The organism is Kolteria novifilia (assembly GCA_007748055.1).
Taxonomy (GTDB): Bacteria; Planctomycetota; Planctomycetia; order Kolteriales; family Kolteriaceae; genus Kolteria; species Kolteria novifilia.
The window spans coordinates 75870-100226 of record CP036279.1; the positions used below are offsets into that span (position 1 = coordinate 75870).

At 61.6% G+C, this 24357-nt stretch carries 18 protein-coding genes and 1 tRNA gene; 8 read left to right on the plus strand and 11 right to left on the minus strand.

Annotated elements, in window-relative coordinates; translation table 11 throughout:
* Position 1: 1 nt before the first annotated feature.
* Positions 2-1306: a sulfatase-like hydrolase/transferase gene (locus Pan216_RS00300; RefSeq protein ID WP_419193092.1), complete on the minus strand. Its 1305-nt coding sequence runs from the start codon at positions 1304-1306 to the stop codon at positions 2-4.
* Between the two features lie 338 nt (positions 1307-1644).
* On the opposite strand from Pan216_RS00300, the gene Pan216_RS00305 reads away from it, so the two are divergent.
* Entirely contained in the window at positions 1645-3021 is a 1377-nt protein-coding gene (locus Pan216_RS00305) for a hypothetical protein (protein ID WP_145253279.1), read from the plus strand.
* Between the two features lie 280 nt (positions 3022-3301).
* Positions 3302-3877, plus strand: coding sequence for a class I SAM-dependent methyltransferase (locus Pan216_RS00310; protein WP_419193093.1), 576 nt, complete (start codon positions 3302-3304; stop codon positions 3875-3877).
* Between the two features lie 765 nt (positions 3878-4642).
* Here the strand turns inward: Pan216_RS00310 and Pan216_RS00315 are convergent.
* The 4 genes from Pan216_RS00315 to Pan216_RS00330 all read right to left on the minus strand — a co-directional run bounded on the left by Pan216_RS00315 (position 4643) and on the right by Pan216_RS00330 (position 6010).
* Positions 4643-5041: an acyl-CoA thioesterase gene (locus Pan216_RS00315; protein ID WP_145253283.1), complete on the minus strand. Its 399-nt coding sequence runs from the start codon at positions 5039-5041 to the stop codon at positions 4643-4645.
* Between the two features lie 66 nt (positions 5042-5107).
* The gene (locus Pan216_RS00320; protein ID WP_145253285.1) at positions 5108-5323 is read right to left on the minus strand and encodes a FeoB-associated Cys-rich membrane protein; all 216 of its coding nucleotides are present in this window, start codon (positions 5321-5323) and stop codon (positions 5108-5110) included.
* A 166-nt stretch (positions 5324-5489) separates the two neighbouring features.
* On the minus strand, positions 5490-5747 hold the full coding sequence (locus Pan216_RS00325; RefSeq protein WP_145253287.1) for a FeoA family protein: 258 nt from the start codon (positions 5745-5747) through the stop codon (positions 5490-5492).
* Positions 5747-6010, minus strand: a complete 264-nt coding sequence (locus Pan216_RS00330; RefSeq protein WP_419193094.1) for a FeoA family protein — start codon at positions 6008-6010, stop codon at positions 5747-5749. The genes Pan216_RS00325 and Pan216_RS00330 overlap by 1 nt, the downstream gene beginning before the upstream one ends.
* 273 nt (positions 6011-6283) lie before the next feature.
* On the opposite strand from Pan216_RS00330, the gene Pan216_RS00335 reads away from it, so the two are divergent.
* The gene (locus tag Pan216_RS00335) at positions 6284-6973 is read left to right on the plus strand and encodes a helix-turn-helix domain-containing protein (protein WP_145253291.1); all 690 of its coding nucleotides are present in this window, start codon (positions 6284-6286) and stop codon (positions 6971-6973) included.
* A gap of 98 nt (positions 6974-7071) precedes the next feature.
* On the opposite strand, the gene Pan216_RS00340 is transcribed toward Pan216_RS00335, so the two are convergent.
* Entirely contained in the window at positions 7072-9585 is a 2514-nt protein-coding gene (locus Pan216_RS00340) for a molybdopterin-containing oxidoreductase family protein (RefSeq protein ID WP_145253293.1), read from the minus strand.
* Between the two features lie 270 nt (positions 9586-9855).
* Here Pan216_RS00340 and Pan216_RS27915 point away from each other — a divergent pair, with 270 nt between their 5' ends.
* Positions 9856-11349, plus strand: a complete 1494-nt coding sequence (locus tag Pan216_RS27915; RefSeq protein WP_419193095.1) for a glycosyltransferase — start codon at positions 9856-9858, stop codon at positions 11347-11349.
* 367 nt (positions 11350-11716) lie between these two features.
* On the opposite strand, the gene Pan216_RS00350 is transcribed toward Pan216_RS27915, so the two are convergent.
* Positions 11717-13000 carry an ABC transporter ATP-binding protein gene (locus tag Pan216_RS00350; RefSeq protein WP_419193096.1) on the minus strand — a complete coding sequence of 428 codons (1284 nt, stop codon included), beginning with the start codon at positions 12998-13000 and terminating at the stop codon, positions 11717-11719.
* Positions 13001-13016: 16 nt separating this feature from the next.
* Positions 13017-14006 (minus strand): ABC transporter permease, encoded by a 990-nt coding sequence (locus Pan216_RS00355; RefSeq protein WP_145253295.1) that lies wholly within the window; start codon positions 14004-14006, stop codon positions 13017-13019.
* 324 nt (positions 14007-14330) lie between these two features.
* On the opposite strand from Pan216_RS00355, the gene Pan216_RS00360 reads away from it, so the two are divergent.
* Positions 14331-18839, plus strand: a complete 4509-nt coding sequence (locus Pan216_RS00360; protein ID WP_145253297.1) for a hypothetical protein — start codon at positions 14331-14333, stop codon at positions 18837-18839.
* Between the two features lie 101 nt (positions 18840-18940).
* On the opposite strand, the gene Pan216_RS00365 is transcribed toward Pan216_RS00360, so the two are convergent.
* A tRNA-Phe gene (locus Pan216_RS00365) sits at positions 18941-19013 on the minus strand.
* 160 nt (positions 19014-19173) lie between these two features.
* On the opposite strand from Pan216_RS00365, the gene Pan216_RS00370 reads away from it, so the two are divergent.
* The gene (locus tag Pan216_RS00370; protein WP_145253299.1) at positions 19174-19536 is read left to right on the plus strand and encodes a DNA polymerase ligase N-terminal domain-containing protein; all 363 of its coding nucleotides are present in this window, start codon (positions 19174-19176) and stop codon (positions 19534-19536) included.
* 4 nt (positions 19537-19540) lie between these two features.
* On the opposite strand, the gene Pan216_RS00375 is transcribed toward Pan216_RS00370, so the two are convergent.
* The gene (locus Pan216_RS00375; protein WP_145253301.1) at positions 19541-20290 is read right to left on the minus strand and encodes a hypothetical protein; all 750 of its coding nucleotides are present in this window, start codon (positions 20288-20290) and stop codon (positions 19541-19543) included.
* 268 nt (positions 20291-20558) lie between these two features.
* On the opposite strand from Pan216_RS00375, the gene Pan216_RS00380 reads away from it, so the two are divergent.
* Positions 20559-22586 (plus strand): DUF2079 domain-containing protein, encoded by a 2028-nt coding sequence (locus Pan216_RS00380; protein WP_419193703.1) that lies wholly within the window; start codon positions 20559-20561, stop codon positions 22584-22586.
* On the opposite strand, the gene Pan216_RS00385 is transcribed toward Pan216_RS00380, so the two are convergent.
* Positions 22583-23614 (minus strand): tRNA dihydrouridine synthase, encoded by a 1032-nt coding sequence (locus tag Pan216_RS00385; protein ID WP_145253305.1) that lies wholly within the window; start codon positions 23612-23614, stop codon positions 22583-22585. The genes Pan216_RS00380 and Pan216_RS00385 overlap by 4 nt on opposite strands.
* Before the next feature lie 83 nt (positions 23615-23697).
* Between Pan216_RS00385 and mobA the strand changes: the two genes are divergently transcribed.
* On the plus strand, positions 23698-24315 hold the full coding sequence (gene mobA / locus Pan216_RS00390; RefSeq protein ID WP_145253307.1) for a molybdenum cofactor guanylyltransferase: 618 nt from the start codon (positions 23698-23700) through the stop codon (positions 24313-24315).
* Positions 24316-24357 lie beyond the last annotated feature (42 nt).

Sequence of the window (24357 nt, forward strand, 5' to 3'; positions counted from 1 at the left end):
GCTATTTCGTTTGCAGCGTGTGATCGTCGCGAGCCCGTCGCTCCTCGATCAGCGTTCGGAGATGCTTGACGATCGCCGGGTATTCATCGGCGACGCTGTGCTTCTCCCCGGGATCGAAATCGACTTGGTAAAGCTGCGGCTCTTCGTCGGGCAACAGGCAGAGCTTCCACGGGCCCTGCCGGACGGCGTACGCCTTGTTTCTCTGGTAATAGAAGAACGCGGGCGACGTCGAGCTCGGATCGTTCAGCGTTCCGGACTCGATCTGTCCCGACAAGACAGGGGCCAAGCTCGATCCGGGGTAGTCGGTTCCCTTGGGAAGCGCCGCGCCGGCGAGTCCGGCAAATGTCGGGAGCAGGTCCAGGGCCGAGACGGGACGCTCCCAGATGGTCGACGGTTTGATCGTTCCCGGCCACCACGCGATACAAGGCACCCGAAATCCCCCCTCGTTGATCGAATGCTTGCCCCCTCGCAGCAGACCGGCCGATCCACCGTTGAACTTCTGGTCGAGATCGGGGCCGTTGTCACTCATGAAGATGACCAGCGTCTGCTCCGCGATGCCGATCTCCCGGAGTCGCCCGAGCAGGAGGCCGACGTCGTTGTCGATGCTGGTCACGCAGTCGCCGTAGTGACCTCGCAAACTGGTCCCGCGATAATGTGAGGGGACCTCGAAGGGATGCTTGGGATCGGTGAAGGCGAGGTAGACGAAGAAGGGCTTCGCCTTCGATTCGACGATGAAGCGCAGCGCCGACTCGGTCAGTTGTTGGTTCACGTCGTCTTGGGGGAACGATCGCTCGACGGTCTTTGTTCCCTCGACGAAGACGAGCGGCTGCTCGTCCGAGGACGACTTCGACGGCCGAAAGTCGGGGGGATAGCCGACATACTCCTCGAACCCCTGTCCGGTGGCCAGCTCCTTGGGCGCCGTTCCCAGGTACCAACGCCCGAAGCATCCGCTGACGTAATCGCGTTCCTTGAGGATCTCCGCGATGGTCACGGCCCCGGAAGGGAGAACCCCGCGTACGTCGTTCTTCAAGGGGGGCACCAGGCCCGTGTCGATCGGGTAGAGGCCCGTCAGGAGCGACGCCCGGCTCGCCGCGTCGTCGTCTCCCGCGACGGTGAACTGGGTGAACTTCATGCCCTGGGCCGCCATGCCGTCGATGTGCGGCGTCTTGATGCTCGGATGCCCGTAGCAACTCAAGTCGCCGAAGCCCAGATCGTCCGCGACGATCAAGACGATGTTCGGGCGATCGATGGTGGAGAGTGCCGGATCACCCTGGCCAAGACAACAAAGCAGCAACAGGGGACTCAAGGTCGACTCCTCCCCAGATGAGATCGCGGGGCAACACGCCTTGCCTCGCGTCGAGTCATTGGAAACAATGCACTGCCCCGACGCGCCTGCGGGGGATACAAGGGAAACCTATTGTTTCGTCTCCCGTTGTCTTCTCTCCCGCGGTGGGATTCGCGGCTCGTCGGTGGATTTCGCGCCAACCGATGGGAAGCCCTCGCGGGCACGACACCGGCGCGATGACGTTTCGTCCGAGTGAAAAGGAAGCCAATCGGACAATGATCTGCGAGATTCTCGGAAGACGAACGACGGGGGGCATCGCTCCGACTCAGGTTCGGCACTCGCCAGCGGCGAGGGCCGAGATGATCACTCTCCTCGCGATCTTCCTCGTGAGTACCTGGAGTGGCCCGGCGAATGCCGAGGACTCCTATCGCTCGATTCAGCCCGGCGATCGCTACTCGGTCCGGTCGCGAAGCACGCTAAAAGGTACTCTGAGCCTTCCACCGACCAAGGAGGGCGACGCTCCCCGGCGGCTTGAGGTGAATGGAACCGCGACCGTCCGCTACCGAGAGCGACCCCTTGAGGTCAACGACCAAGGCCGCATCGATCGGGTTCTGCGGCTCTACGATGGGGTGAAGTACGAGCGCACCGTCGGCGACCAGCAGCAGGAGGCGGGCCTTCGCGATGATGTCAAGCGGGTGGTGCTCGTCCGCCGCAACGGTCGCGACATTCCCTATAGCCCCGACGCCCCCTTGAGCTGGACCGAGATCGATCTCTTGCAGACCCACGTCCTGGTCCCGGTCTTGGAGCGATTTCTGCCCAAGGGATCGTTCGCCAAAGGGTCGACGTGGGACGTTCCCAAGGAGGCGGTCCTCGAATTGACCGGACTCGACGCCTTGGAGTCGGGGACGTTGCACTGCACCCATCACGGCGTGATCGATCTCTCCGGACGGGCGCTCGAGCAGATCGGCTTCGAGGGAACTCTTCTTGGCAAGACCGAGGATGGCCAAGTACGCGATTTGATTCGTGGTGGCGTCTACCTCGACGAGAAGACGCGGCGTTTGCAATCGATTCGGGCCCTGGGGACGAGGCAGCTTCTCGACAGGGACCGCAAGGTGGTTGGGGAACTCGAGGTCGACTACGGCCTGATCCTGACGCCGCTCGAGGACGATCCGGAGTTGACCGACAAAGTCGTCGCCGCCATTCCCGGACCGACTGACGAACTGACCGCCCTGCTCTACGAGCATCCGGGACTGGGCGGCCGGGTCCTGCACCCAAGGCATTGGCTCCTCACCTCCGCGGTCGATCGCCAAATGACGTTCGAGTCTCACGGCAACGCGCTGGTCATCCATTGGGAAAAGGATGGAGAAACGCCCTCGGGCAAACAGTACCGCGAGGATATCCTCAAGCACCTGGCGGATACGAACGTGAAGGTGACCGCGTCGACTCCGGTGTCGAAGTCGACCGCGAAGAGTGGCGAATTGGAGACTTTCCGGATTGATGCCGTGGAGAAGGGAACGCCGACGGTATTGGCTTACGGCGTGCTGCGAAGCGGTAAGCGAGGCGTGACCCTCGCGGGGCGTTTTCGAGCCGAAGATGCGTCGCGTCTCGGGGGCGATTTGCTGGCGTTCGCCCGCGGCATCGAGTTCTTCCAACCGGCCCAGCCGATCGGTCCCGAGAGCAACCCCTCGGGGGGCCTCACCGATCCGCGCGGCGCCCTCCCCAAGCGCGGTCCCTGATTTTCTTGTTTTCCAACCGATGCGATCGGGAAAAGATAGAAGAGTGCTAGGCTTCGTCTCAAAAGTAGGTCGTCGGCCCGAGGCTCAGCCAATCGGTGCGGGTCGACAAAGTCCCGTGCCGATGCAGCGAGTCGAAGCCAGAGCCGAGTTTTGAGACGGAGCCTAGTCTCCGATGGGAGCCGCGTCCGCCCCGATGCCGGCGGACGCCTGGGCTGCTAGCCAAGTGGTACGCGATCGAAGAGCGGTCGCCGAAGAGTGGATTGCAACGAAGGTAGGAGCCTTGATCGAGCACTTGCGTTTTCTGGGGACGGCCATTCGCGACCGCTACGTCGGCGCGGTGGCGCCCACGCCGAAGGGAAGCGTCCGGGCCGTCTGTGAGCCCATGGACATCTCGCGACCGGTGACGGTCGTGGAGTACGGCCCCGGCACCGGGGTTTTCACGCGATACCTCAAGCGTCGACTCCATCCTGAGTCGACGGTCTTAGCCCTGGAACTCAACGAGTTCTTCGCCGAGACGCTCACCGAACGCCTCGCGAAGACCGCGTCCGGTGCCCAGGTCCACGTGGTCAACGACGATTGCCGAAACGTGGAACGGTGGCTTGAGCACTACGGGCTCGGAGGGGCCGACTACATCCTCTCGGGGATCCCATTCTCTTTTCTCGACGAACCTTCTCGCCGGGAAATCATTGCCCGCACGGCGTCGGCGTTGACCCCCGAGGGCCTCTTCCTGGTCTACCAGTATTCGTTCATGGTCGCTCCGTATCTCGAGGAGCGGTTCGAGTTGGTTCGGCGTTCGCGGCGTTTTCTCCACGTCCCCCCGCTCTGCATGATGCAGGGGCACAAGCTCGTCGCCTAGTGTCCTGATTGGTTCGTTCTTTGACGAAAAGAGTCTTGGGTGCCATGCCCACGCTCGGTGTGGGCATGTGGGGTATGCCGATGACTCGGCAAGCTCCCGCACGAACGATGGACGAGTCATCACCTGGCGAACCTGTCAGTTAGGCCAGTCCCCTTTCTCGTCCTTGTTCCCCTCTCCCGGTGGGAGAGTGAGCCTCTTGTTCCCCTCTCCCGGTGGGAGAGTAAGCCTCTTGTTCCCCTCTCCCGGTGGGAGAGGGGTTAGGGGTGAGGGGGCCTGTCTTTGATTTCGACCCTTGTTCTGCCAAGTCGGAAACTCCCTCACCCGGCTCACTGCGTTCGCCGACCTCTCCCCAAGGAGAGGTGAGAAGAGACCCACACCGAGAGTTCCCTTCTCCCGGTGGGAGAGTGAGCCTCTTGTTCCCCTCTCCCGGTGGGAGAGTAAGCCTCTTGTTCCCCTCTCCCCGTGGGAGAGGGGTTAGGGGTGAGGGGGCCTGTCTTTGATTTCGACCCTTGTTCTGCCAAGTCGGAAACTCCCTCACCCGGCTCACTGCGTTCGCCGACCTCTCCCCAAGGAGAGGTGAGAAGAGACCCACACCGAGAGTTCCCTTCTCCCGGTGGGAGAGTAAGCCTCTTGTTCCCCTCTCCCGGTGGGAGAGTGAGCCTCTTGTTCCCCTCTCCCGGTGGGAGAGGGGTTAGGGGTGAGGGGGTTCGTTTTCGCGAACGACTCTCGCTATTTCAGAAGTATCGTCTCGCTCGCCGCACCACCCTAATCGGATGGACGAAGGTCCGAGGGAAGTGCTTGCGGGCGGCCGTTGCGGTCGACACAGGCGAGTGTCGAGGAGCCTTCGGCGACGATCGTTTCTCCACGCCGGAGGATATAAGTGTGGTCGATGCGCGCGTAGGAGATGCGGTTGACGGTCGTCGCGAGAATCAACTCGTCGTCGTAGTTCGCCGGGGCTCGGTACTGGCATGCGATCTTCGCGACGACGAGCATGTACCCGCGTTTCTCCAGGGAGCGGTAGTCGATCCCCGTCGCCCGAAGGGCCTCCGTCCGTCCCATCTCGAAGTAGACGAAGTAATTGGCGTGATGCACCACGCCCATCTGGTCGGTCTCGAAGTAGCGGACCCGGATGGGTAGCTCGTGGGTGAGCACCTCTTCACTCATCGAATAGCCTCCTGCTCCGTCGCGCGCTGCGAGGGAGGGTCATTGACGCAAGGAGACAGATTCTAGTCAAGAGGGGAGAGAGTGGCCCGACTCGGCGCCCGAGCGGTCTTCCCGGACGGTCGGCGGCATGCCGATTTGGTGAAGGGTGGCTTTGGTTGAGGAGCCGCCGCAGCCACGATCGCAACAACCCCCTTCGCCACGAAGCGCCTTGCGAATGGCCTGTACCAAGTAGTAGGCGGCGGCAAAGACGATCACGCCAATAAGGACGTTCTGCGCATCCATGTCATTGCTCTCTCGTGAGTAGTCACAGGTTAAGCGTCGTGTTGGCGGAACCTTGCCACTTTCACACTGGCAGACAAGCAGCCAGTGGCCCCCAAAGAGATCGTAAGAACCAAGGCCCCAACTGCCCCTTTCGAGCGAAGCCGGCCGCGAATCGACGAGCCGTCGCCTAGAGGCGTCGCACGAGGATACGGGCCGCTTCGGTCCGCCGGAGGGAGAGTTGGTAGCCGCGAATCTTGATCTCGATGGGATCGCCCAGCGGCGCGAAGGCGAGGACTTCGACGTCGGAGCCCTCGAGGAGCCCCATCTCCATCAGCCGTTGCGAAACGGCATCCGATCCTTCCAGGGACTCGATGGTTGCCCGATCGCCGATGTTGAGCGTATCGAGTGACAATTGGTCGACGACTTCAGATTCATTCGCGGACATCAGTGTTCCTTGACCGTCGGGGCGGAAGCGGGAGCGGCTTCGAGAGCGACGAGAATTTCGACGAGGCCGTCGGCGCGGAGGGTCAACCGCGTCCGGTCGACCAGGCAGACGAGTGGATTCCCCTCTTGAAGAACCACAATCGTGGAGCCCTGCCTCATCCCTTTCTCGGCGAGTTGCGAGATCAGCCGCTCGTCGCCGCAGAGATCGACGATCTGGCCCGATTCCCCGGTGCGCATTAAGTCGAGGGGGACAACTTGACTCATGAAGGCTCCGTCAGTGAATTGAGAATCAATCTCAGTTCCAATCATAGCGCTCGCGGGGGGCGCTGACAAACGCTCCCTTGAGGAATCGCCCTCAATTGACCGGAGCGGCGGCTTGGTCGCGATGCCTACCGAACGTGACCCAGGAATCCCGATTCCGGAGACTTGACGGCCGTGGCGCGAATATCGTGGATGGGATCACCCAATTCCTGTTAGGGTTCATACATTGGTGTTGGCTGCGCTCGCACCAGCCGGAACCCATCGTTGGAGCCCTCCATGAGCATGTCCGCCGATAGCAATCCTGACAACCTCTCTCCCCAGGAGCGGGAGATCATCGAACGGACCGGTCGCGGCGAGACCCAAGACGGGATCGCTCGTCAGATGGGCCGCAGTCGCAAACTCGTCGAGCACCACTTGCGAAACGCCCGAGCGAAGCTCGATGCCCGCAGTACCGCCCACCTACAACGCGTGGTTCACGAGAAGGTGCAGCAAGAGGTCGCCGACGAACTCGAGGAGGTCGACCGCGACGCCGACGAGGCGATTGAAGCGATCGAACGGATGCGGGCCCGTGTCGGCAAGGCTCGCCGTCGTCTTCGGCAGCCGGCCGCGATGGTGGTCGGGATGTTCGCGATTTCGGCGATCGTCCTTGGGAGCCTGCTCACGCCGGGTGGTTGGCGCGGGCTCCTCGCCCAAATCGCTTCGGCGACGTCCGAGCGAGCGACGAGTGCTCCGGTCGACAACCAAGCTCCCTCGGCGATCGAGACCGCCCTTGCGACCGATCCGACCATCCGATTTTGTGCCTCACGCAACGGCAAGGTCTTTCACGCGATCGACAGTTCCTATGCGAAGCGGATCTCGGCGAACAACCTGCTCGTCTTCAAGGACGCCGCCACCGCCGAGCAAGCCGGCTACGCACCGTCGAAGAGGCTACTCGCATCGCGAACATCCAACGCCAACAAACCGTGACCGGGTGAAACCATGCACCACGCTTGCGAGGGCAGGCAACGAGGACTCACGCTTGCGAGGGCAGGCAATCGGAAGCACCGTAAGTCCGCCCGAAGTAGCTACCCCTTCCGTCCCGCCGGCCGAACGCGACACGCGAAACACTTGTAAGCTTGCTGCCCGGAGAGGTTGTCGAAGATCCCGTCGTCGACGAGGTTGTTGGCGGCGGCATATTGGGGAACGCCCATCTCTTCCGCGAGTCTCTGGGCTGGTCCAAAGGTGTTCGGCACGTAGATCGTGTCCTCGCGAATCCCGTCCCAAAGCTGAGCGGTTCCCTCGATCGCCCCGCGCGGACTCTCGACACGCACCGTTTCCCCATTGCCGATCCCCGCGGCTTCGGCGGCCTTGGGGTGGATCTGAACGAGCCGCACGCCGTTCATCTGTTTGCCCGTCGGCGTCCATTGAGTCACGCTCGCGAAGTGAATCACGCTCGGCCGACCGATCATCCCCATGAGGGGAAAGTCCCGCGTGCTGACCGATCGCGGCTTCGTCTCGACGCGGCTCTTCGGGGTCAGTGAACGCGGGTTGATCGGGTTGCGAACCAGCTCCCTCGAGTGCAGCGATCGGGGGTGCATCCCCGTCACTTCCGGATGGGTGTAGAACCGCGGCAACGCGTGGTGTCCGACCTGGGTCAGCTTCGCTTCCAACTCCGGCGTGAAGATCTCGACCTTGCCGCTCGGCGTGAGGAAACGCTTCTCGCTCCCATCGGGAGATAGCTGCTTCGCGGCGTCGTACCACGAGGGATCGTCGAGGTAGAGCGTCGAAACACCCGGGTGGTCTGTCGACGGGCAAGGCCAACGGAGCGGTTCGGCGCGAGAACGCAACCGGTCGACCGTCATCCCAGCCATCGCCGGCGTGCGGGCGACAAACTCCGACCAGAGCGTCTTGTAGTCCTTCCACTTGGCTGGAAAGTTCGCTCGCCACTGTTCGGCCCGCTTGGGGGAATCGTTCCGGGCGAGCACGTGGGCCAGGTCGATCCAGATCTCCCACTCCGGACGCGACTGGCCGACCGGCTCGGCGCACCGCTCTTGCCAGCGAATTGCTCGATCGTCCCGCCGCATGTAGACCGTTTCCATTTCCAGTCCGCTGGGAACGGGGAGGACAACGTCGGCGTAGTTGGCGGCCTCCTCGAGAAAGAGCCCGGTGTAGACGTAGAAGTCGAGCTGCTCCATCGCTTGGGCGACTTTGCCCGTGTTGGATGAGGATAGTAGCGGGTTGCCGGCGGTGAGGAGCATCTTCACCGGGTAGGGCTCGCCGGTCAGGATCGCGTCGGCGATGCGGTCGGGACCGACGGGAAGGGCCGGACCGGTCTCCGGCTTCTCGCCGTCGATGGGGGGCAACGCGAGATGGCCCGGCCAAGTGTTGTGCATGAAGTTGCAGCCAGCGCCCGGAACGCCGATGTTCCCGGTGATCGCCGCGAGGAACGTGAGCGTGCGGTAGGTGTCGAACGCCCCCTGCTGATGCGAGATCCCCGCGTTGCAGAAGATTGCCGCCGGCTTGCTGCTCGCATACTCATCCGCGAGGTCGCGGATCGCCTGGGCGGGAACTTCGCAGACCGACGCCGCCCACTCGGGCGTGGTCTCCTGCCGATGAAGGTGTTGCGCCAGCTCGTCGAAGCCGAGGACCCAGCGATCGACAAATTGCTGGTCATATTGCTTGGTCGCGATGATCCGGTGGAGCATCGCCAGGGCAATCGCCATGTCGGTATGTGGCTTGGGAGCGATCCAGCGATCGGCGTGGTCTCCGGTCGGCGTCAGCCGGGGATCGACGACGACCAGCTTCGCTCCCGTCTTGGCGCGCTCCCGCAAGAGGTGAGCGAAGGTGACTGGATGCGTTTCGGCTTGGTTAGTGCCCAGAAAGAGCAGGAATTTCGCGGCCCCGAGGTCCTCCTTGCCGGTGGCTTGATCGATACCGTAGCCGTTGGTGAAGTTGCCGAGCCCGAACGACATCGCCAGGGCGTTGCCCCCCGCGTCATTGCAAACGGGCCCGACGTCGGTGGCGTTCGGACTGCCGAGCAGCGCGAAGAGTCGGCCGACCAGGCTCCCGACGCCGCGCGGTTGCCGGCCGGTGGTGCGGTTGACGATGGTGCTGGCCTCGCCCGCATCGCGCAGCGAGATCATCCGCTTGGCGACGAGATCGAGCGCTTCGTCCCAAGAGATCGGTTCGAAGCGGGTCTCGGGAGATCCCTTGGCGCCGGCGACCCGTTTAAGAGGCGTCTTGAGCCGGTCGCGGTTGTAGAGAAGCTGGGCCATCATGGGAGCCTTGACGCAGAGGCCTCCCTGTTGAACGGGATCGTCGGTCCGAGCTTGGATGTCGATCACGCGACCTTGGTTGAGATGGACCTTCAAGCCGCACAGGCTGTTACAGAACTGGCAGGCGCTGTCGACGACGCGGTCGGGCTGGAGGGCCCCGGACTGTTGGGTGAAGTCGAACGCGGGAGGTAGTTCGGAGGAGGCGGGATAGTGGCCATCGGTGCCGGCGTCGGCGGAATTGGACCAGGCTCCCAGGGCGGTCGCCCCGGCGGCGCCTTGGAGGAACCCACGGCGGCTGACCGCTTGGGGGGGCTTGGTCGACATGAGTCGGGCTCCTGGGGTTCGTGCTTGGCGTCGAGGTGACGTACTTACCTTTGGTAGCAGCCGACATTGGAACGTTCAAGCAAATGTTTGAAAGTGGAAGAGATGGCGGCATCATTCATCCCAGACCGGGTTGACCCCTTTTCGATGCCCCGATATAGGGCCGACCACAACACCGATTGACAACGCGATTTGGGTAAGAACCGACCTTCAGGGCGCCGCCGGAGTTCTCGAGAGCACCGCCGTGTTGCCGCGCCCGTCAAGGAGTGACGCATGCCCGCGACGGATCTCGAGTCGCTCGATGTTGGCGATCGCCTCTCTGTCTCAAAGAACGACGACTACCAGACCCTCTCGGTCCTGATGCCGGTCTACAACGAGCGCTGGACCCTTCGCGAGATCGTCAATCGCGTCCTCTCGAGCCCGATCGAGATGGAGATCGAACTGATCATCGTCGACGACGGGTCAAGCGATGGCTCGTGGGAACTGATTCAGAGGATGGCTGAAGAAGACTCGCGCATCATCGCTCACCAACACGAACACAATAAGGGCAAGGCGTGTGCGATCCGCACCGCCATCGAGCTGATGACCGGCGACATCGCGGTCGTCCAGGACGCCGATCTGGAGTACGATCCCGCCGAGTACCCGCGGCTGCTCGAGCCGATCCTCGATGGCCGTGCCGACGCCGTCTTCGGCTCTCGATTCGCCGGCCACCCGCGACGCGTGCTCTACTTCTGGCACACGATGGCCAACAAGGTCCTGACGCTCCTCTCCAACATGGTCAACGACCTCAACCTGACCGACATGGAGACCTGCTACAAGGTCGTCAAAGCGGACATCCTCAAACAACTTCGCTTGCGCAGCCACACCTTCACCTTCGAGCCGGAACTGACTTGTCGGCTCTCCCAGTGGGGGGCGCGCATCTACGAAGTGCCGATCAGCTACGCCGGACGCAGCTACGAGGAAGGCAAGAAGATCGGACCGATCGACGGCGTCAAAGCGCTGTGGGAGATCGTTCGGTGCAAGTACCTCGATCCCCAGTTCACGACTCACTCGGGTTTCTACATCCTGACGTCGGTCAAGCGGGCCAACGGTTACAATCGCTGGATCCTCGACAAACTCAAGAGCTTCTTCGGCCAGCGCGTCCTTGAAGCGGGCGCGGGCGTCGGCAACCTCAGCACGCTGCTGCTCAAGCACGAGCGGCTGATGCTCATGGACTACGACGACATGTACGTCGGGAAGCTGAAGGAACGCTTTGGGCAACGCGAGAACGTCCGCATCGCCCAAGGCGACCTCACCAAGTCATGCGATCTGGAGCAGTGGAAGGAGGAGGAACCCGACACGGTCTTCTGCTCGAACGTCATTGAGCACATCGACGATGACGAGGGCGTACTCCAGTCCTTCCACGACACGATCGCTCCGGGGGGACACTGCATCATCGTCGTTCCCGCGGAACAGCGACTCTACACGGTGCTTGACGAGGAACTCGGCCACTATCGACGCTATTCGAAAGAGGAACTCATCGAGAAGATGCAAGACGCCGGGTTCGAGATCGCACATGCCGAGCAGTTCAACAAGTTGGGATCGATTGGTTGGTTCGTGTCGGGGAAGATTCTCCGCAAACGACACCTGAGCCCGCGGCAGATGATCTGGTTCGATCGGCTTCTTCCCGTTGCGAAGTTTCTGGAAAAGATCCTGCCCATCCCCGCGATGTCGCTCATCGTCGTCGGTCGCAAGCCCGCTGCCCAGGCCCAACGCATGGCGGCGTAGTATTGTGTCGAGGCCTAGATGTCAGCCTCTAGGGTTCCCCTCTCCCTGTGGGCTGAGGCAGCCTCTTGATTCCCCTCTCCCTGTGGGAGAGGGGTTAGGGGTGAGGGGGTTCGTCTTCAAAAATCACCCGCAACGTTCCGAGCCGGAATCTCCCTCCCCCGGCTCCCTATGTTCGACGACCTCGCCGAAGCCAAGCCCGCCAGGAGCGCTTGGCACTCTCTGGTCTTGAGAGGTGAAGAGAACCTGACATCCTCAGAATGAGACGTACCAGGAACTCTTTCCCGAACCGAATCGGGTACCTTGACCTCACAAGCGTAAATCCTCTTAGGATGGCACCCAGCGTTAATACGAGGGGGCGAGTGGCGCCTCACTCTCCTTCGCGTTGCCCCTGCTCCATCGTCGCTTCCCAAGCGATCAGTGCTCCGAGATGCCCCCGGCGTTTCGCGCCGAGCGTCGAGGCAAAGTCGTTTAATTCAAACGTGCACGTGATCCCCGGCGAGAAGATATTCCTCGGCCCGTCCGACATGTGGCTGACAAAGTCGAGGTGGACGTCATAGCTGCCAGGAGCGAGTAGCCGTGCCGGCAGCGTCCAGCGGACTCGCCATCGCCCAGGTTCCATTTGGTCGAAGGGGTTCTCCCCTCGGTCGTGACTGTCTCCCTCGTAGATCAACGCTCCATCGCGGCTTGAGAGCAAGTGGATCTGACCGAAGAGCATGCGAACTCGTTTGCGGGAGACGCAGTCCATCTCGAGGACGACCGGTTCGTCGCAAGTGAAAGTCGATTGCCGCTCTCCTTGAAGATCGAGTAGGCGGACGGCGCGAAGCTGAAACGGAAGCCGCTCATCCTCGTCGAAGGTAATCTCGGACGTCGTTTCGGGCCGAACCTGTTTGAGGTAGTTCCCGATCACCTCGGCCGGCTCGCCGCGATCGCGAACTTTGCCCTCGTCGAGCCAGAGGCACGACTGGCAGACCTGCCGGATCGCGCCCATGTTGTGGCTGACGAAAAGGACCGTGCGGCCGCTTTGCGTCGTCTCGTGCAACTGGCCGAGGCACTTGCGTTGAAATGCCGCGTCGCCGACGGCGAGGACTTCATCGACGACGAGAATCTCCGACTCGAGGTGAGCGGCGACCGAAAAGGCGAGCCGGACGTACATCCCGCTGGAGTAACGCTTCACCGGCGTGTCGAGAAAGCCTTCGATCTCCGAAAAGGCGACGATCTGATCGAACTTGGCCCGGATCTCGGCATGGCGCATCCCGGCGATGGCGCCGGCGAGCAGGATATTCTCGCGGCCGGAGAGTTCGGGATGAAACCCGACGCCCACCTCGAGCAGACTTCCCACGCGCCCGCGGAGGAGCAGCCGCCCGCTTGTCGGTTTGGTGATCCCGCTGATGATCTTGAGCAGCGTCGACTTGCCCGCGCCGTTGCGGCCGACGATCCCGACAATCTCGCCCGGGGCGACGTCGAGGTCGACCTCGCGCAGCGCCCAAAAGTCTTCATTGGTCGTGTCGGTCGGCGTCCCCTTGAGCCACGCCAAGGGACGACGGAAGAGCCCCATTACATCCTCGCGGAGCGTCCGGTAGTCCGCATGGACGTCGCTCCAAGAGACACGAAAACGCTTGGAGAGTTGTTCGGCACGTAGCGAAAACGACACGTCGGCGGGCGCTCCTTCAAATGACGTCGGCGAACGTGTGCTCGATCCGTCGGAAGATCAACAACGAGACGATCGACCCGATCGAGACGATCCCGGTCGAGACGAGTAGCGGTCCCCAGGGGCAAGCGATCCCGAGCGCCGCGGCGCGAAAAGCCGCGATGATCGCGGTCAGCGGATTGGCGTAGAAGAGCACCATCAGCCAACCGCCACCCCGTTGGGTGTCGTCCTCGGACGACGTCGTCTCGCTTGCGACTTGGTTCGCGCCGGTCGCGGCGTCGGCATCGCTCGACACGGCCGGGGGCGACCGGTGTTCTCGTTCCATCGACTGCACGTCCAAGTAGATGCTCGGCGTGGCGAAGAGGAGAGCCTGTACCAGAAGCGGGATCATGTGCCGGAAGTCGCGGTAGTAAACGCTGAGGGCGGCGAGCAGCGTGCCCGCGGCGAGTCCCGTCAGAACGACGAGCGCCGCGCAGAGCGGAAGCAGGATGATGGACCAACTCGGGATGACCGCGAACCAGACCATCAGCAGGACGAGAATGATCGAAGCGAGCAGAAAGTCGACCACCGCGACGCCCACCGCCGCGAGCGGGAGCACCAGGCGCGGAAAGTAGACCTTGCGCACGATGTGTTCGGAGTTGGTCAACGAGTTGGTCGCGTTGGTGAGGATCGTCGCGAAGAGGGTCCAGGGGAGCAGCCCGGCGAAGACAAAGAGCGGATAGGGATAGCCGGCGGAGGGAAGCTTCGCGAGTCGGCCGAGCGCGAGGGTGATCAGGATCGCCGGCAAGGTCGGCTGAAGGATCGCCCACGCCACCCCGAGGATCGTCTGTTTGTAGCGGACCTTGACGTCGCGCCAGGCGAAGAAGAAGAGCAGATCGCGAAAGCGCCACAGTTCCCGAACGTCGAGCCCGCTCCACCCCGAGACCGGCTCGATCACCGTCAACGGCGTCTCCTCGAGCGCGCTCGTCGTCTCCTTCTCCCCCGCACGATCGGAATCCACACCGCTCATCGCCGTCTTCCTGGGTACCTGCACCCTCCGCAGTAGGAGAGTCTACAGGAAAGTTCCCGGAGTGGCGAAATTGATGTCCTCCGCGCCGAAAGGTTGCAGGCAAGATCACGGGGAGGGGGGTGGTATGCGCCAACGTCTCTCGTCGAGAAGCCATTCCATTCTCCGGCATACCCATCGACCTGCTAGGGGTGGGTCGTTTTGTTTCAAGAATACTGCACGCGGACCATTAAAAGCTGGAGGAATGAGTAACTCACGCCGATTTTGATGAAATCTAGACAATCAGACAGTCCAGGGATGGAAACTAAACTGTAGGAGGCAGGCAGGATGCGGCGTCTCATTGTTCCCATGCTCGTTTCGAGTGCGTTGATCGCTGGTCCCCCAGCACAAGTTCTTCAAGCCGGTTGGTTCGACCGGATCAAGGCGGGTCGACACAAGGACAAGCAAGGCTTCTTGCTCAAGGAGTTCGACGATCCCAACACGGCCTGCACGCTCGTCGAGGTTGGACAAGCGCTCGACGGTATCGAGGAAGGGGTGATGGACGACGGCGTCGTCGCCGTCAAGCAGCCCGACATCTGGGGCCAAGCCCGGATGACGCGATATCGCCTCGACTTCGAGAACGAGATGAAGAAGGACCTCAACGCCTTCAAGTTCATCCTCTCCGCACGTGTCGCCCGCACCGATCAGGCAGCATTTCAGCAAGAGACAGCACTTGGATTCTCTCTCGCTCAGAAGAAGGGGACGACAGTGATGCCTTCCCCGCCTGACCCATCGAGTCCTCCGCAACGAGATAGGCAACTCGCCGCATTGCTTGACCTGATGGAGAACGCAACAATCTCGACCGTTAAAGTCGACTCAACCATCGGTGCTCCGTCCGGCAGCGGTCCCGATATCGAGGATACCTTCTTCGCGGAGCGCGATGCCGCGTATCAGCGATCAGTCGACATGCTCAATCGACAGCTCGCGGAAAATACGATTGCGCGAAAGGAGGCGTTTGGCCTACTCAAGGAGGTATTCGAGGACATTGGTATGCAGGACGGCAAGCTCGGGGTCGAGCCGACCGTTTACCTGGACCAGAAGCGTCGCTATTTGGATCACCTCAACGAGATTCGCCGCGTCAACCTTGGCGACGACACGGCCGACTCCGCGGGCTACGCCCTCTATCTCCTCCGAATGCCGGTATCCCTAATCCCCGGCCATCGCACCCAGCGTGGGTACGGCGCCGTATTGGACGCCAGTATCTACCATCAATTCGATCCGGGATTTCTTCAGCGAACTTTTCGCCGCCTCGTGATTAACGACCTTCTCGACAAGATCTCGCCGGTCGTCTACCAGGCGATTCGCTCGGGAAAGGTGGAGACAGCGATCAAGGGAAGGAAGCTGATTAGATCAGAGTACGAGGACGGCCTGGAAGAGCTGCGGAAATCCTACCGCTACTATCCCACTACCGTTGCCGTAAAGGCGAATTCCGCAGCACCTGCAAAGGAGGCTCAACAAGGCTTGGCAATTCTCGAACAGCTTGTCACACCAACTAGTGAAGTGACGTTCCTCAGCCCACACTTCCGACAAGAGATTGCTATCGCCAGGACGCGGCTCGCCGCAGGTCCGATGCTCACGAGAACACAGGTCAACGACATCCTAGGGAAGTTTGCAATGAACTCGGGACTCTCGATCGACGTGCTTCGCGATGTCGGCTGGAGGAACATTGACTCGCGACGTGCATCGCCCGAAGAGATTCTCAGCAACATCAATGAGCTTGTCGATGCCATTTCTCCGTTCCTGGAGAACAGCGTGGCACGAGCACGAATCAATCAACTGTATGGTGCTCTCGTGAGCCTCTCTGGAGCAACAGGACTCAGTCTCTCTCCTGCACCATGGAACGAGAGTCTCAGGTCCAAGCCGTTTGGCCCGTCGGGCGAAAAGCGTTCACCAATTGGCTTGGCGCTCTTTGAACGATCTCTCTTGGATCCGATTGTCGAGGCGTCCATCTCCGGATCCCTTGCGGACAGCCCGGCGTTCAACAAACTAAAAGGAATGAATGCCAAACTTGCCAACAACGTGGAGCTAAAGGCAGGTGAGCTGGGACGACTGAACGACGAGGTGTCCAAAGGAGACAATGTTGAGCTCAAGACAGCACTACAGAAGTTCGGCCTAACCGAGGCTCGAAGATCGACCAGTTCAGCCACTCCTTCGGACAGTGACGTTGACGCCTCGAGGCTCGCCACTCTCTACCGAGAAGGAGTAGAGGAGCTTTTCCTGTCTAACTCTAGTGATAAGTTGGCGAACGCAATCGAGCAAGCGGTGAGGGGCGTCCGCGATGCGATCAGCGACATTCAATCGACTGCCTCCCGCATTCAGTCTCTTGGCGAAACCGACGCCCCCGGCACCCTTGCTTCCGGTCGCGTCGTTAACTACTCTTATCCCATTGCGCCGTCGGAGTTCCAATGTGTGTTCGGCGAAGAGAATCTTACGAAGATCGCGATCGCGACGTATCAAGCCCTCTCGACAAAGTGGCCACGCGGTACTGACGTGCGAGCGTACCTTGAGCAGGAACTTCACGCGGCCTATGACTTGATGGCTGGCGTGTGTCCAAAGACCAACACGTCAGCTCTCGGGGATGTCTTCCTGATCGAGGAGGTTGCCAACGGGGCGCTATGCCGAGATTGCGGCGAGCTGAAGGTTCTGCGCGATCGCCTCTGGAGCGTCATTTCGGCCTGTGGCGCGGAGAACCTGGCTGGCGGTGTCTGTGCCGGCGACTTGCACAGGGAATTGAGCGAGGGCATTATCGGTGCTCTCTGCTATACCATCGCGGTCGATGCTGGCCTGCTCAATCGCGCGTTGGTCGAGGACATCACACGCCGCAACGGTGGCAGTGTCGATCAGTGCCTGAATGAAGAGGGTGGACACTTCTTCTATGTCCCAGAACCCGGCGCCTATCTCGAGGAACTCTTCAACGACTACGTGCGAGTTCGCTGGCCCATCATCACTTTCGCGCTCGATCCGGTGACCAATGAACAGAATATCGCCGATGCGTTTTCCCTTCGACGTGACTTGCAGTTGGCCATGGCCTATGCGTTCGCAACAGGACGCGTGAGTTTTTCCCAACTGAATCGCTTTCAACGCCGGATTGAGTTCGATGCCGAGACCATCGCGCTGAACCGGACGGTGACTGCCTACGCCGCCGGAAACGACACGTTCGGGTGGCGGTTCACGCCGCGCTATCAGAATCCACCCTTTGAGCGCAACAACCTCTCGGTGTTCAAGAACTTGGTTTTGGGAACGGGACCCGGGCGTGGTCACCAACTCCGTCATAGCTACATCGAAGGAGGACAGCGCGAGTTGACCGTGGTAGCGATTATCCCGTCATTCCTCGAGCGAATTCGTTTCGACACGTCGGGGAACTGGTTCCGGCTGACGCAACCGGACGACAAACTTGTCTCGACGAAGCGAATGCTCCAGCAGGGGCAACGAGTCGGTCAATTGAGGCAAGCACTGCAGCGTGCCTGCGACGCCGATTGCTACCGCCCGACCGATATCGAAGGCATCTCGAGCCGAATCGAACGCCTCGAAGCGAAGCTGCCGATGCAGACCGAGTACGTCACGGTCCCCTACGAGAATGCGCAGGGAGGCTTCGACCTTTTCCAGGAAGGCAATGCCGCCCTCGTTCCCATGCTCGTCGGCTACGAGGGAATCGACACGATCAACACCGAGAAGAGTGGTGCTTACTTCCTCTATGGGAAGAACTTTTCGTTGGTCGAGTCGCGCGTGGTTGTCGGGGGGCAATTGATCGAAGAGGACAACGTCGACATCTTGAGTCGTGAAGTCATGGCCGTCTCGTTCCCCGCGGGGACCTTCAAGACGGTGCTCAAGGACGACAAGGAGTACGTGGAAGTCCATGTCGCGACCCCGAACGGCATCTCCAATCGCGTCTTGCTCAAGGTAAGTGAGGACTCGGCGTCCTCGACCTACGGCTACTCGCTTCCAACCACCGAGTTTGTCGGCAAGTTCGGCAGCGATGGCACGAGTTGGAAATTTGACTCCGACGGGAAGCTCGATCTCGCGGCGACGACTCCGTTGGGTTCGGCTCCGGAACCGATCAAGGTGACGTTTGAATTCCCAGACGATGCGAAGGTGGCTCCGGTCGAAGTCGATGTGGCCTCGATCCCCTCCGGGTCGCCTGGAAACACCTACGAGGTACCGATGGCCGATGTCATCAAGGGCATTGTCGAGGGGCATCTCGGTCCGTTCGCCAATGTTCCCACGACCGACTTGCCCGCTTCGGTTGAAGCTACTGTCAAAGTGACTCCGACGAATGGAGCCAATTCCACGTCGGGAACGACACTGACGGTGCCCCAGACGTTGACCATCCAACTCCAGCGGGGAGCCAATGGCACGATCACGATGGACACGGTCTCGAGTGACTACACCTTGTTGGAGAAGGAGATCGTCGCGTGTGTCAACGTGACGAGGAATGCGATGACAGGTCAGCTTGTTGCGTGGAACATCAAGAGCAATGTCAATGAGGTTGGCCTTGCGAGAAGCGCAACCGGAGCCCCTGACACCATTGACGTGAAGATTGAGGTCCCGGATGTTTGTGTCACCGAAGTCAATGCTGTGGACAAGGACGACCAAGTGGTGGTCTACAAGGTCGGCACGAAGAAGACGCTGAAGTGTATGCTTCACGCCTATCTCGGCGCGGCTCCCAAGGCACCCCTTGATCTCACCGATCTGCCAACCAGCGGCGTCGAAGCGACTCTGTATGTGACGCCAAGAGGTGGCAGCGAGGTCGAACTTGAGGATAAGCTGACGATCAAATTCGAGTGGGGTTGTCCGTAATTTCCCCTTCGAACGTGCTAACAACCATCGGACCGGCGGATGGTCGATCATCCGTCGGTCTTGTCTACTTCTTGGCGAAAAGATGGCGGAAATGGGAAAAGTGGACAGAGCCGGGATCGAACCGGCGACACCTGGATTTTCAGTCCAGTGCTCTACCAACTGAGCTATCTGTCCAGCCATCGCTCCGGGGAGCGAGGAGCGACTTCAACGCGGAGGTCGCTCCGAATCGTTCAATCTAGTGGTCGCCAGTGGCACCGGCAACCCAATCGACCAATCATGACCTTGGGAAAACGAGATTCCCGGTCCTTTTTCGCCGACGACGAGGAAATGACGGATGCGATTCGCCGTGCTGGAACATCACACGAAAGAGGGGTTCCACTGGGACTTTCTCGCCCAACGACCCGGAGGAAGCCTGCGGACCTGGTCCCTTTCGACGCCACCGGACCACCAGAGCGTCGGGCTGGCGACACCGCTGCCGGATCACCGGACGGTCTACCTGACTTACGAGGGAGTGGTCTACCCCGGTCGCGGGTTCGTCCGCCGTTGGGACTCGGGAAGTTTTGAGCTCCTGGTCGATCGGGAGCATCTCTATCGGGCGCTGGTTCGAGGCGAGCGCCTCCGCGGCGTCGTCGAGTTCGAGCCTTTCGAGCGATTCGTGGAAGAGGTTGACCGCTACCGTTACCGCCCCGTTTGCTAGCGAGTCAGTTCGCGGTTGGTGCGTAATCGGTCGATTGAAAGTCCCCTCGGCCGCTGGTGCCTTCGAGAGCGACCTGATTCCCTTCGATTTGGAGCTTGAGCAGCACGACATGTTCCGGGTTTCGCGGAAAGCGAAACAACGCGACCAGCCGCCGGCCGTTGCGCTTCCAAGTCACTTCGACGCCATTGGTTAGGGCGATCGTTTCGACGACTTGCCGCGTATGACTGGCGGGCAGGGGTAGGGCTCCCGCTTTCGCTCCCGAAAGCTCCAGCGCCAAGACATTTCGTTGCGGAACCCACGCTCGCGCCGAGAAATGGACGATCGTCGCCAGCGGCCCTCGCTGATAGCGAAACCCGACCTGAATTTGGTCGCCTTGAATCGCCACCCGCGGCTTCGACACGCCGGACGGGAGAGTATAGGCGGCTAGATTCGATTCGAAGTCCTCCGCCAGCCACGCGTTGATCTGTTCTTCGGTGAAGTCGGCGCTCCACACTCGTGAGTTCTGGATGTCGCTGAAGAGGCGCGAGCCGCTGCTGAGAAACCGTCGAGAGAGTTCGCGGCGTTTCGCGGCATCCTTCTCACTCACACGGTCGGCGTAGAAGGGAGGTTGGAACCAAACGAGTGTCAACAACACCACGACCGCGGTGGAGAGCGTGCCCACAATGAGCAAGCCACGCCACCAACGTTGGAAAAAGGTCGCTTGTCCCGCTTTGGAGGCTACTTCCTGAGCAGCCGTCGTTTCCGTCGTCACCATGGTCCAGACTCCTTGCTCCCCGACGAGTTGTTCCCGTCGGCGTTCGCCTCGCGAGGTGAGACGCCCTTCCCGGTCGTTGTGGCTCCGGCGAATCGTGCCCGATCCCAGGAGTTCGGGGAGCGACCCGCAAGAGCGTAGACGTCCCCTATGGCCTTCGCGTAGTCTTGTGTCAACGGGGCGAGCTAGGGACTTCGCCGGATGACCACGTCTCCCGACGTCGCCGGGCAATGACAGGGGCACCGCAGAGGAGTTGAGTCGATTGGGTAAGGTGCGTCGTCCTGGGCGGCTCGGTGAAGTGCTGGCGATCCTCAGCCCGTTGGTGGCGTCCGCGGTCGCGATCGGTTCGGCACGAATGCTCGTCGACTATCCCCAGTTCATCCCTGGGATTCTCACCAAGCACCAGGTTCTCTTTCTTTCGCGTTGGTTCGCGAACGAGTGGAACTGGCTTTGGATCACCCTAGCGTTCTGTGGGGCCAGCGTTGCGGCTCGGATGATCGGAACCGCGCTGGGGCGTCCGAGGGCTTCCGCCCGGATTGGGATCGGTTGGGCCAATGCGTGGTGGCTGCTGCCGGTCGCCGTCCAATGCTTGAGCCTGCTCGCGCTGGCGTCGGAGACGAATCTTGTTCCGGTGATCGTCTTGGTCGTCCCAGCGGCTTGGATCCTCGGCGTCGCGGGGTGGCTCGCGGGGCACTGGCAGGTCGCGGTTCCGGAAGCCCTGACCGATCGCCCCAAGTTGTCGTTTGGTATCGTCGCCATTGCCGTGCTCGTTTACGTGGGGCTCTTCAGCACGCTGTCGATCTTGCAGTACCGGGCGTTGCACGTCCCGCACGGCGACACGGGGATGTACGAGGAACACCTTTGGAACACGCTCCAAGGGAAGGGTTTCCGCAGCCAACTCGACGACGGGCGACTCTTTCTCGGCGAGCACATCCAGTTCGTCCACCTTGTGCTGCTGCCGGTCTATTGGCTGGCTCCGTCGCTCGAGACCCTCAACGTGTTGCAGAGTCTCGCCCTCGGCATCGGTGCGATTCCCGTCTACTGGGTAGGGCGACGATTGGGGCTCAGCGGCCGCGCCGCCGGGACGCTCGCTGTCGCGTACCTCCTCTACTTCCCGCTCCAGTACCTAAACCTGGAAGCCTCCTGGAAGACCTTCCGGCCGACGACGTTTGGGATTCCTTTGGTGCTCTTCGCGCTCGCGGCGCTCGAATCGCATCGGCTTTGGCTGATGATCGCGCTGCTCGGCTTGGCGCTCACGGCGAAGGAGGAGTATGCGCTCGTCGCGGCGGCGCTGGGCGTCTACTTGTCCTGTCGACGAGGTCGCGGACCGAGGGGCCGGCTCGAGATCCCGATCGGCATCGGACTATTCTTGGCGAGCTTGCTGTTTCTGTGGTTGACGCTCTCGGTGCTCATTCCCTATTTTCGCGCTGGGGCGGCCCCTCACTACACGCCTTACTTCAAGGGGCTCGGCGAATCCACCAGTGAGCAGATCAGGACGGTGCTGACTCAGCCGCTGCTGGTCCTGCGGCGCGTGACATCGCTCGATGACTGGCAGTTCCTACTGTGGATGCTCTTGCCGTTGGGGTTTGTGCCGCTGACGAGTCCAGGACGTTTCCTCGTGGCCGCGCCGATCTTCGGGTACTTGATGCTCGGCGACCTGGAGAGTCTCACCCAGCCGTGGTTTCACTTTCACGCGCCGCTGGTGCCGCTGTTGTGGTGGGCGACCGTCGGCGGGGTGGTCAATCTTCGGTGCTGTCGGGTTCCCGAACACCTCGCTCGTTGGATTTGCTGTCTCGCGCTGCTGACGGGAGTGGCGTATGGACGGTCTCCCCTGTCAGTCGCGTTCTGGGATCCGGCACGAGCGATGCCTCGCCGTTTCGATCCGCCGCTGGTCCTTTTCGAGCCACGCGGCGCCTATTGGAAAGACCTCTACGTTCCGGGCGAGCGGTCTCGAGCGTTCGAGCATGCGTTCGCGCACATCGAACCCGACGAGCGGGTCGCCGCGACCGACTACGTCCGCTCCCGCTTCACGCACCATCGAGCGGCTCATGACTACCCGACCCTTCGCGGCCACGTCACCATCGACGACATCGACGTCATCGTGCTCGACAAGACCGAAGGCTGGTGGGGACGCGGTGACGAGAATCCCGATCGGGAGCTTCTCCAAGTGATGCGCGATCAGTCGGTACCAGGTGAGGGAACGATAGGCGTTCGTGGCAGACCATTTCGGATCGTTCACCACGACCCATTCTTCCTTGTCGTTCGCCGAGACCGGACAGTCAACGGCGAGAGACACTAGGCCGAGATGGCCGTCGATTCGGTGGCGTAGAACTCGTTCATGAGGGCGTGCCAGTCGCTGAGCTGACTGAGCCGGATGTAGGCTTGGTGGAGTTCGTCGGCGCGTGGGTGTAGGGCCGCCCGCTTGATGCCAAACTTTCGCATCTGACGACTCGCTCGTTCCGGACCGTATTGGGTGACAGCGAGCCGATACTGCCAATCGATCAACTCGCCTTGCTCGCGGATGGTCGGCGGAGCGGGTTTCAGGAGCCCCTTCCAGAGGGCGAGCGACTCGCGGAAGATCCAGGGGTTCGCGATCGCGCCACGGGCGATGGTGACGCCGTCGCAGCCGGTCTGTTCGAGCATCCGAAGACAGTCTTCCGCGGTGAAAAGATCGCCACTTCCAAAGACGACCAGGTGAGGGTGACGCCGTTTGACTTCGGCGATGCGGTTCCAGCAGGCTTGACCCTCGTAGCGTTGATCGACGGTTCGGCCATGAATCGCCACGCCGACGACGCCGAGATCGACCGCTTCATCGATGATCCGCCAGAAGCTCTCGGTCGCCTCGCGACTGTCATCGCGGCCGCGACGCACCTTGATCGTGACCGGGACGGTGACCGCATCTCTCACGCGCTGGATCATCTCGATCGCCGTTTCGGGTTCGCCAAGCAGGAACCCTCCTCGGCACCGCCCGAGGACTTTCTTGACCGGACAGCCGAAGTTGATGTCGACGAGGTCGTAACCTTCCGCCACCATCCGCGCGGCGGCGAGCCCCATCTGCTCGGGATCGTTGCCCATGAGCTGAGCGGCGATCGGACGATCGCTCGGTTCGAGAAAGGTGCCGGAACGTGCCCCCTTGCTCCCCTTGAGCACGCACTGATCGAGGACGACCTCGTGACGCGTCAAACAGGCCCCCAGCGAGCGACACGTTACGCGCATGCCCAAGTCGGAGTAGCCCGAAAGCGCCGCGAGCGTGAAGGGACTCGGCAGCGGAAAGACATTCGAGCTTGCTTCGGACGTCGATGGGGAGACCGCGGTATCGGCCGGCATCGGGAACCCTCTCGTGAATCGCGACAAACTGCTATTCTACGGATCGTGGGCCTAAGTAGCGGTTGTTTGAGGACGAAGCGACGTTGCCTGAACCAGTGGGCGGAATCGTGCTCTGTGGTGGCAAGAGCCAGCGGATGGGAGAGTCGAAGGCGAACCTTTCGTGGGGGAACCGATCGCTTCTCGATCACGTCTGCGCCCTGCTCGGCCCGGTTGTCGCTCCCATCGTCGTCGTCGCGAGTCCCGACCAGGACCTCCCACCGCTCGCTCCGACCGTCGAAGTGGTGCGGGATCCCTCTCCCTTCGAGGGGCCGCTCCTCGGCATGATGGTCGGACTCGCCTCTCTTCCCGATTCGGTGCCGTTGGTGTTCGTCACCGCTTGCGATGCTCCACTGCTGAGGCCCGACCTCGTCGCGTTCCTGGCTGGGTGCTTGGGGCAAACGCAGGCGGCGGTCCCTCGCGTCTCGGGGCGATCGTGTCCCCTGACGGCGCTTTACCGGCGTTCGGTCTTGGGCGAACTCCGCGCAGCGTTCGCTGCTGGTGAGCGGCGACCGACGCGCTTTGTCGATGGGATCGACACCACGTTTGTCGACGAAGATGCCCTCAGGATAGTCGACGCAACCCTCGACGGATTCAGGAGTTGCAATACTCCCGAAGAACTCGAGTCTCTCCGTCGCCGCGCTCGCGAGTTGGGCGTGCGCTGAGTTTCTCCGATTTCCGCGTTACATCTCGCTCAGGCCTCCGCC

Coding starts and splice junctions, on each gene's coding strand:
- Pan216_RS00305 (WP_145253279.1), top strand. CDS start 1,645: ATGATCACTCTCCTCGCGATCTTCCTCGTGAGTACCTGGAGTGGCCCG.
- Pan216_RS00315 (WP_145253283.1), bottom strand. CDS start 5,041: ATGAGTGAAGAGGTGCTCACCCACGAGCTACCCATCCGGGTCCGCTAC.
- Pan216_RS00320 (WP_145253285.1), bottom strand. CDS start 5,323: ATGGATGCGCAGAACGTCCTTATTGGCGTGATCGTCTTTGCCGCCGCC.
- Pan216_RS00325 (WP_145253287.1), bottom strand. CDS start 5,747: ATGTCCGCGAATGAATCTGAAGTCGTCGACCAATTGTCACTCGATACG.
- Pan216_RS00330 (WP_419193094.1), bottom strand. CDS start 6,010: ATGAGTCAAGTTGTCCCCCTCGACTTAATGCGCACCGGGGAATCGGGC.
- Pan216_RS00335 (WP_145253291.1), top strand. CDS start 6,284: ATGAGCATGTCCGCCGATAGCAATCCTGACAACCTCTCTCCCCAGGAG.
- Pan216_RS00340 (WP_145253293.1), bottom strand. CDS start 9,585: ATGTCGACCAAGCCCCCCCAAGCGGTCAGCCGCCGTGGGTTCCTCCAA.
- Pan216_RS27915 (WP_419193095.1), top strand. CDS start 9,856: ATGCCCGCGACGGATCTCGAGTCGCTCGATGTTGGCGATCGCCTCTCT.
- Pan216_RS00355 (WP_145253295.1), bottom strand. CDS start 14,006: ATGAGCGGTGTGGATTCCGATCGTGCGGGGGAGAAGGAGACGACGAGC.
- Pan216_RS00360 (WP_145253297.1), top strand. CDS start 14,331: ATGCGGCGTCTCATTGTTCCCATGCTCGTTTCGAGTGCGTTGATCGCT.
- Pan216_RS00370 (WP_145253299.1), top strand. CDS start 19,174: ATGCGATTCGCCGTGCTGGAACATCACACGAAAGAGGGGTTCCACTGG.
- Pan216_RS00375 (WP_145253301.1), bottom strand. CDS start 20,290: ATGGTGACGACGGAAACGACGGCTGCTCAGGAAGTAGCCTCCAAAGCG.
- Pan216_RS00385 (WP_145253305.1), bottom strand. CDS start 23,614: ATGCCGGCCGATACCGCGGTCTCCCCATCGACGTCCGAAGCAAGCTCG.